Origin of the sequence: Acerihabitans arboris, from assembly GCF_010131535.1 — a bacterium.
GTDB lineage: Bacteria > Pseudomonadota > Gammaproteobacteria > Enterobacterales > Enterobacteriaceae > Acerihabitans > Acerihabitans arboris.
Genome location: NZ_WUBS01000014.1, coordinates 193380 through 199683, shown reverse-complemented (window position 1 = coordinate 199683; position 6304 = coordinate 193380). Strand labels below are relative to the sequence as shown.

3 protein-coding genes, 1 pseudogene and 1 riboswitch are annotated in these 6304 nt (G+C 53.1%); of the genes and pseudogenes, 2 read left to right on the top strand and 2 right to left on the bottom strand.

Annotated features, from left to right (window positions below):
* Positions 1-253 precede the first annotated feature (253 nt).
* Positions 254-1132: a glutamate racemase gene (gene murI, locus GRH90_RS19335; RefSeq protein WP_162367595.1), complete on the bottom strand. Its 879-nt coding sequence runs from the start codon at positions 1130-1132 to the stop codon at positions 254-256.
* Positions 1077-2954, bottom strand: coding sequence for a TonB-dependent vitamin B12 receptor BtuB (btuB, locus tag GRH90_RS19330; RefSeq protein WP_162367594.1), 1878 nt, complete (start codon positions 2952-2954; stop codon positions 1077-1079). The genes murI and btuB overlap by 56 nt, the downstream gene beginning before the upstream one ends.
* A 70-nt stretch (positions 2955-3024) precedes the next feature.
* Positions 3025-3214: riboswitch (cobalamin riboswitch) on the bottom strand.
* A 132-nt stretch (positions 3215-3346) separates the two neighbouring features.
* On the opposite strand from btuB, the gene trmA reads away from it, so the two are divergent.
* A complete protein-coding gene (trmA, locus tag GRH90_RS19325; RefSeq protein ID WP_162367593.1) occupies positions 3347-4453 on the top strand; it encodes a tRNA (uridine(54)-C5)-methyltransferase TrmA in 1107 nt (368 codons plus the stop codon).
* A gap of 284 nt (positions 4454-4737) precedes the next feature.
* Positions 4738-6083: pseudogene (locus GRH90_RS26720) on the top strand (MFS transporter).
* Positions 6084-6304 lie beyond the last annotated feature (221 nt).

Here is a 6304-nt window from a genome sequence, read left to right as displayed (position 1 = left end):
TGAGTGCCCACACAGATTGTCTGATAAATTGTTAAAGAGCATGGCCAGCGTGCGTAAATCTCACCTGGCGCGGGTTGCGTATATTACGTTTTCCCGCTGAAGAGTCAAGCTTTTATTTGCCCGGACGGGGCGCTTTTCCCTTCCCGATCCGGCATCGCGTTAGCGTTTGTTCCCGGTCAGTGGAGGCGCATTATAGGGAATTCCCGCGGCCTGACAAGCACTTATTCCAAATATTTTACTGACCGCTGAATTATCACTCAACTGCCCGTTGCATAGGCAGTTTTTCCAGCGAAGCGAAGCCATATCGTTGCAATACCGGCACCAGCTCCATGGCCTGCGGCGAAGCCACCAGGCAATAGGCCTGGTTCACTTCCGTCGAGTAGGCGCCGTCTATTTCATGGGCAATAAGCCAGGCCGCGCGTTTGGCAATCGCTGAACCGGAATCCACCAGTCGGGTACCGTCAGGCAGTATCGCTTTAAGCTCGTCCGCTAATAAGGGGAAATGGGTGCAGCCCAAGACCACCGTATCGGGCGGCTCGGCAAGCCGTAACCAGGGACGCAGGATTTTTTGCAGCACCGGCAACGCAATGGTTTCGCCATGCAGCTTGGCTTCCGCCAGCTCCACCAGCTCGGCGGACCCCAGCGTGATAATATGGCAATCCGCGGCGAATTTAGCGATCAGCTCATGGGTATAGCTGCGGTGCACGGTGGCGCGGGTGGCTAGCAGCCCGACGATGCCGTTGCGGGTCAGCTTGGCGGCGGGTTTTATCGCCGGCACCACACCGACGATAGGGCACTCAAACCGTTCGCGCAGGGCCGGCAGGGAAATGGTGCTGGCGGTATTGCAGGCAACAATGACCATATCAAGCACATGCAGACGCTGCACCGCGGTGACGATGTCCAACACCCGCTGGACAATAAAGTCTTCCGGCTTTTCGCCGTACGGGAAGGCTTCATTATCGAAAACATAGATATAATGCGGGTCCGGCAACAGCTGCCGTACCTCATCATAAATGGATAAACCGCCCACGCCTGAATCAAAAATCAGGATCGTGGGCCGCTTGGTGTTGCTACCGTCAGAAGGAATAAGTCCCGGTGAGATAAAATTCTCGCTCTGCGGTTTGGTAGCCATAAGCCGTCTCATAGTCTTTGTCGAACAGATTGGCTATTCTACCACGAACCGTCAGATGGGGGGTTAGCGGATAAGACGCGGCAATATCCCACAGGCTTACGCCGCCCATCCGCACCCGGTCATTGGTGTTGTAGTTGGTATCGTAACGCTCGCCAAGGTACCGGTAGTTAAGCGACCAATCGATATCGGCCGCCTGCCAGTCAAGCTGATACTTCACCTGCTGCCTGGCGCGCCTGGCCAGGACCTGGTTGGTGGTGGCGTCGCGCGGATCGAGGTATTCCAGCGTGAGCTGATGCTGCAACGGGCCGGTATAAACCGAGCCGGTCCATTCCACTCCCTTGATACGGGCCTTGCCGATATTTTCATAGGTGCTGGTCGGCGTGTCGTAATCAATCAGGTTGTCGATATCGTTGCGATACGCCGAGACGCGCCAGGTCAGCGGGCCGGTCAGTCCTTCCACCCCGCCTTCCCATTGCTTGCTCTCCTCGGGTTTTAGATCCTCGTTGCCGCCATAACCACTATAAAGCTGGCCTAGGTTGGGCGCCTTATAGGCGGTACCGTAAGACCCAATAAGCCGATAGCCCTCGATAAACTCCCAGGCGGCGCTGGCTTGCCAGGTGCCGTGCCAGCCAAACTGCGAATTATCGTCGCCGCGCACCGCGCCTTCGAGAGTAACCGGCCCGACGAGCTGCGAGGTGGTGGCATAAAGGCCGGTATTGCGTTGCTCATAGCCGTCGGCAAGGTAGCCGGTGCCCGGCTCGGTGGTTTGCTTTTGCCAGTCCACTCCGGCGCCGGCCGTGCCGTGGCCTAACTGCAGGGTATTACCCCATTGCGCATTATACTGTTTGGAATCATCAAGGGTGGCAGAGGCGGAATAGGGTCCATATTTCGGGTCGTAGTTATAATCCTGCGTATGGTTATAGCTAAAGGAGAGCTGAGAGGCGTAGATCCCTTCCCGGTAACGCAAACCGGTATCGTAAGTGCGGCTATAGAGTTTGCGGGTATCGGGCAGCGCATCAAAATGATCGGGGTCGGTATAGGCGTAGCTACCGTCATATCCGCTGCGGTTGTCGTAACCGTAGGCCCGCGCAAAGCCGCTGAACTGCTGGTTAAAGATATGATCCAGTGACGCAAACAGCGTTTTACTCATGAAACCGTCGCGATCCGGCTGCGCGGGATCGCCATAATTATCCGGCAGGTTGGCGCGCACGTCAAAGCCACGGGTATAGGTATAGTTGCCCGCCACGGTGGCGGTGGTGCTTTCCCCCAGCTTTTGCTGGGTGGAGCCGTCATAGGTTTGATAGCCATGGGACCCCATGCCGGCGCTAAGGGTGGTTCCCGGCTGCTCGCGTGTGGTGATGATATTGACCACGCCGCCGATGGCGTCCGACCCATAGACCGCGGAGCGTGGTCCACGGATATATTCGATGCGCTGCACCAGGGATATGGGAATCTGGCTGAGATCGGACGAACCGGAGATCCCGGCCTGGTTCAGCCTGACGCCGTCTATCAGCACCAGGGCATGGTTTGAATCGGTGCCGCGGATAAACAGCGAGCTTTGCTGTCCCAAACCGCCGTTTTGGGCGATATCAACCCCCGGCAGTCGGCTTAACGCTTCGGCCACCGATTTGATTTGGCCGCGATCGATATCGCTGCGGGTCACCACGCTGGTCGGCGCCAGTACGGTAGCAATGGGTTGGGGAAAACGATTGGCGGATACGACCATCGTTTGCGCGGTCTGATCCTGGGCGCCGTCTTGCGCCCACCCTGAGAATGCCGTGACGGAGAGCGCCAACAGCACGGTATTGCTAGTTTTAGGCATTGCCATAGCATCCAAATGATAAAATAGGATGCCGCAGGTTCCATGTTTGATGGCTCGCGATAAACATGGATATTGCGACGAAATACCGGCAGGTTTTCGGGCTTGGGATGCGTAATATAACGCCAGGCGACGACTTCCCATCATAATGACAGTGTCTGCTTGCGCGATCGCCCTGAGGTACCCTTACCGCTGCGCGTCAGCTCCAGCTTTTAACTGGATTCCCTTTTAACTTACAAAAGACCGGACAAGAATCCTACAATCAAAGAGATAAGCATGTCTATAGCACTAATAATCAAACTATTTATAAGCGCAACAACACTGGACTTCACCGGTTTATCCCCTACAATCCCCCACAAACTGGGAAAAATAACGGATATTAGCGAGAAATCATCATGACCGACGAGACGTTGCCAACCGAAGCGTATGAAACCCAACTGGCGGAGAAAACTGCCCGGCTAAACGCGATGATGGCGGCGTTTCAGGCGCCGATTGCGGAAATATTCCGCTCGCAGGCCGAGCATTACCGGATGCGCGCCGAGTTCCGGGTCTGGCATGATGAGCAGGATCTATATCATATAATGTTTGATCAGCAGACCAAGGAACGGATCCGCATCGATCGCTTCTCCGCCGGCAGCGAACTGCTGAACAAACTGATGGCCGTCATGATGGATGCCCTGCGCCCATCGCCGATCTTACGGCGCAAGCTGTTCCAGCTTGATTATCTCACCACGCTCAGCGGCGAGGCGTTGATTACCCTGATTTATCATCGCCCGTTGGACGACGAATGGCGTGAGCATGCGGGCGCGCTGCGCGATAACCTGCGGGCGCAGGGTTTTGCGATCAACCTGATTGGCCGCGCCACCAAAACCAAAATTTGCCTGGATCGCGATTATGTCGATGAACGCCTGCCGGTGGCCGGACGAGAGCTGGTTTACCGCCAAATTGAAAACAGCTTTACCCAGCCTAACGCCCGCGTGAATATCCAGATGCTGGAATGGGCGATGTCGGCAACCGAGCAGGCGCAAGGGGACCTGCTGGAGCTTTATTGCGGCAACGGCAACTTTTCCCTGGCGCTGGCGCGCAATTTTAACCAGGTCCTGGCCACGGAAATCGCCAAGCCTTCCGTGGAGGCCGCGCAGTTTAATATAGCCGCCAATCAGATTAACAATGTGCGGATTATCCGCATGTCGGCCGAGGAATTTACCCAAGCCATGCAGGGTGTGCGGGAATTTACCCGCCTGAAGGACATCGACCTGGCAGACTATAACTGCGAGACCATTTTTGTCGATCCGCCGCGCAGCGGGCTGGATGACGCCACGGTGAAACTGGTGCAGGCCTATCCCCGCATCCTGTATATTTCCTGCAATCCCGAGTCACTGTGCCGCAATCTGGAAACGCTTGCCCAATCCCACATCGTTGAGCGGCTGGCCCTGTTCGATCAATTTCCCTACACCCGTCATATGGAGTGCGGTGTGCTGTTAACGGCCAAAATGCCTTAATCGCCGCGCCTGCGTCGAGACAATATCCTCCTCCAGCCAACGACCCGAAGATGATTCATTTCCGCAGCCTGTCACCCTTCATATGCCGTCATCTCGCTCAGCGGTGATCGCTGCGCTTTTACGTCGCCGTTGACTGTCTCATTGCCTTGCCCATTCCTGTCTTGAAAGATTTTTTTCGGCATGATCAATATGTGACGAGCATCATATCAAAATTTTCAAGTAAATTAAAAATACGCCTCCACATAAAATAAAAATGTGTTTTGTTTTTTAAAATATGGTGAATAATGGCTCGGACCAATTATCGATGGGTTATATGCGTATTGCTCTTTTTAGGTACTACTATCAATTACCTCGGCCGGCAGGTATTGAGTTTGCTACAACCATCATTAGCCAAAGAGTTCAGCTGGAGTAACAGCGATTATGCAAATATAGCAGCAGTTTTTCAGTTTACTTATGCTATTGGGATGATTTTTGCCGGACGGTTTGTTGATTTTACCGAAACCAAAAAGGGATATGCCCGAGTGTTAGGCATCTGGTCCCTTGGGGCGATATTGCACGCCTTGGTGGCGCAGATAGGTGGCGGGATATCCGCTATGCTGTCATCGTTAAGTATCACGGTGCCCATATCGATAGCCGGATTTATGTTTGCTCGACTGGTGTTAGGATTGGGGGAGTCGGGAAACTTTCCTTGTGCGATTAAAGCCACAGCTGAATGGTTCCCTAAAAAAGAACGTTCATTTGCCACCGGGATATTTAGCTCGGGGGCCAATGTAGGTGCTATCCTGGCGCCGTTAATCGTTCCATGGATGGCCGCCAGTCAACCTTTGCCATTGTAGGTGTTATTGGCTTTATTGTTTTATTCATTTGGAAAAGACTGTTCGATTTACCATCAAAACTGTTTGCGAAAGGTAACTTAAACCAAGATGAATATAATCACATTTCCGAGGATGTTGATTCACAACAAAATCGGGAGCACGAACATGAAAAAATATCCTGGTTCAGCTTATTAGCCTATCGCCAGACCTGGGCATTCGCTATCGGTAAATTTTTGACCGATGGGGTTTGGTGGTTTTTTATGTTCTGGCTGCCGGCCTATCTGTCCGCGCAATACAAGATGAGCGATACGCAGTTGATGCTACCTATCGCCACCATTTACTGTATGACCATGGTGGGCAGTATTGGCGGAGGCTGGCTTCCGGCGATGTTTATGAAAACAGGGCTTAATCCTTATATTGCACGGATGCGAGCCATGCTTTTTATTGCCATATTCCCGTTGGCCGTCATCTTTGCCCAGCCATTGGGACACGCGGGATTCTGGATGCCGGTTATTCTGATTGGCATTGCCGCTTCCGCCCATCAGGCATGGTCAGCTAATTTATTCACCACTGTATCCGATATGTTTCCTAACGAAGCCGTTGCTTCGGTAATAGGTATTGGCGCCATGTCGGGTGGATTCGGCGGTGTGGCCGTGACCAAGGTTGCCGGCGCGCTGTTCGACCATTACCAGGCGCTGGGACAAATTGACGTGGGTTACGGCATTATGTTCGTATTTTGCGGGTTAGCCTATCTGATTGCCTGGGCGTTAATGAAAACACTGGTACCCAGATTTAAAGTTATTCAGTTTAATTAAGGTTAGTAAATGAAGTTAGTGCGACGGCCTTGTGTTTTCTCGCGCGCTTGAGGGCAGCCAAAGCACCAAAAAAAACCGCCCATTTATTAAAAAATAAATACCTGCATACCAGGGCGGATAACATTTATCTTATGTCGCGTTGCATAAGAACTGTTATCCGTCCGCCTCCCGCCATGATAGTTCAATCGCCGACAAATTTAACCTAGTCTCTTTAACCATAG

Coding starts and splice junctions, on each gene's coding strand:
- murI (WP_162367595.1), bottom strand. CDS start 1,132: ATGGCTACCAAACCGCAGAGCGAGAATTTTATCTCACCGGGACTTATT.
- btuB (WP_162367594.1), bottom strand. CDS start 2,954: ATGCCTAAAACTAGCAATACCGTGCTGTTGGCGCTCTCCGTCACGGCA.
- trmA (WP_162367593.1), top strand. CDS start 3,347: ATGACCGACGAGACGTTGCCAACCGAAGCGTATGAAACCCAACTGGCG.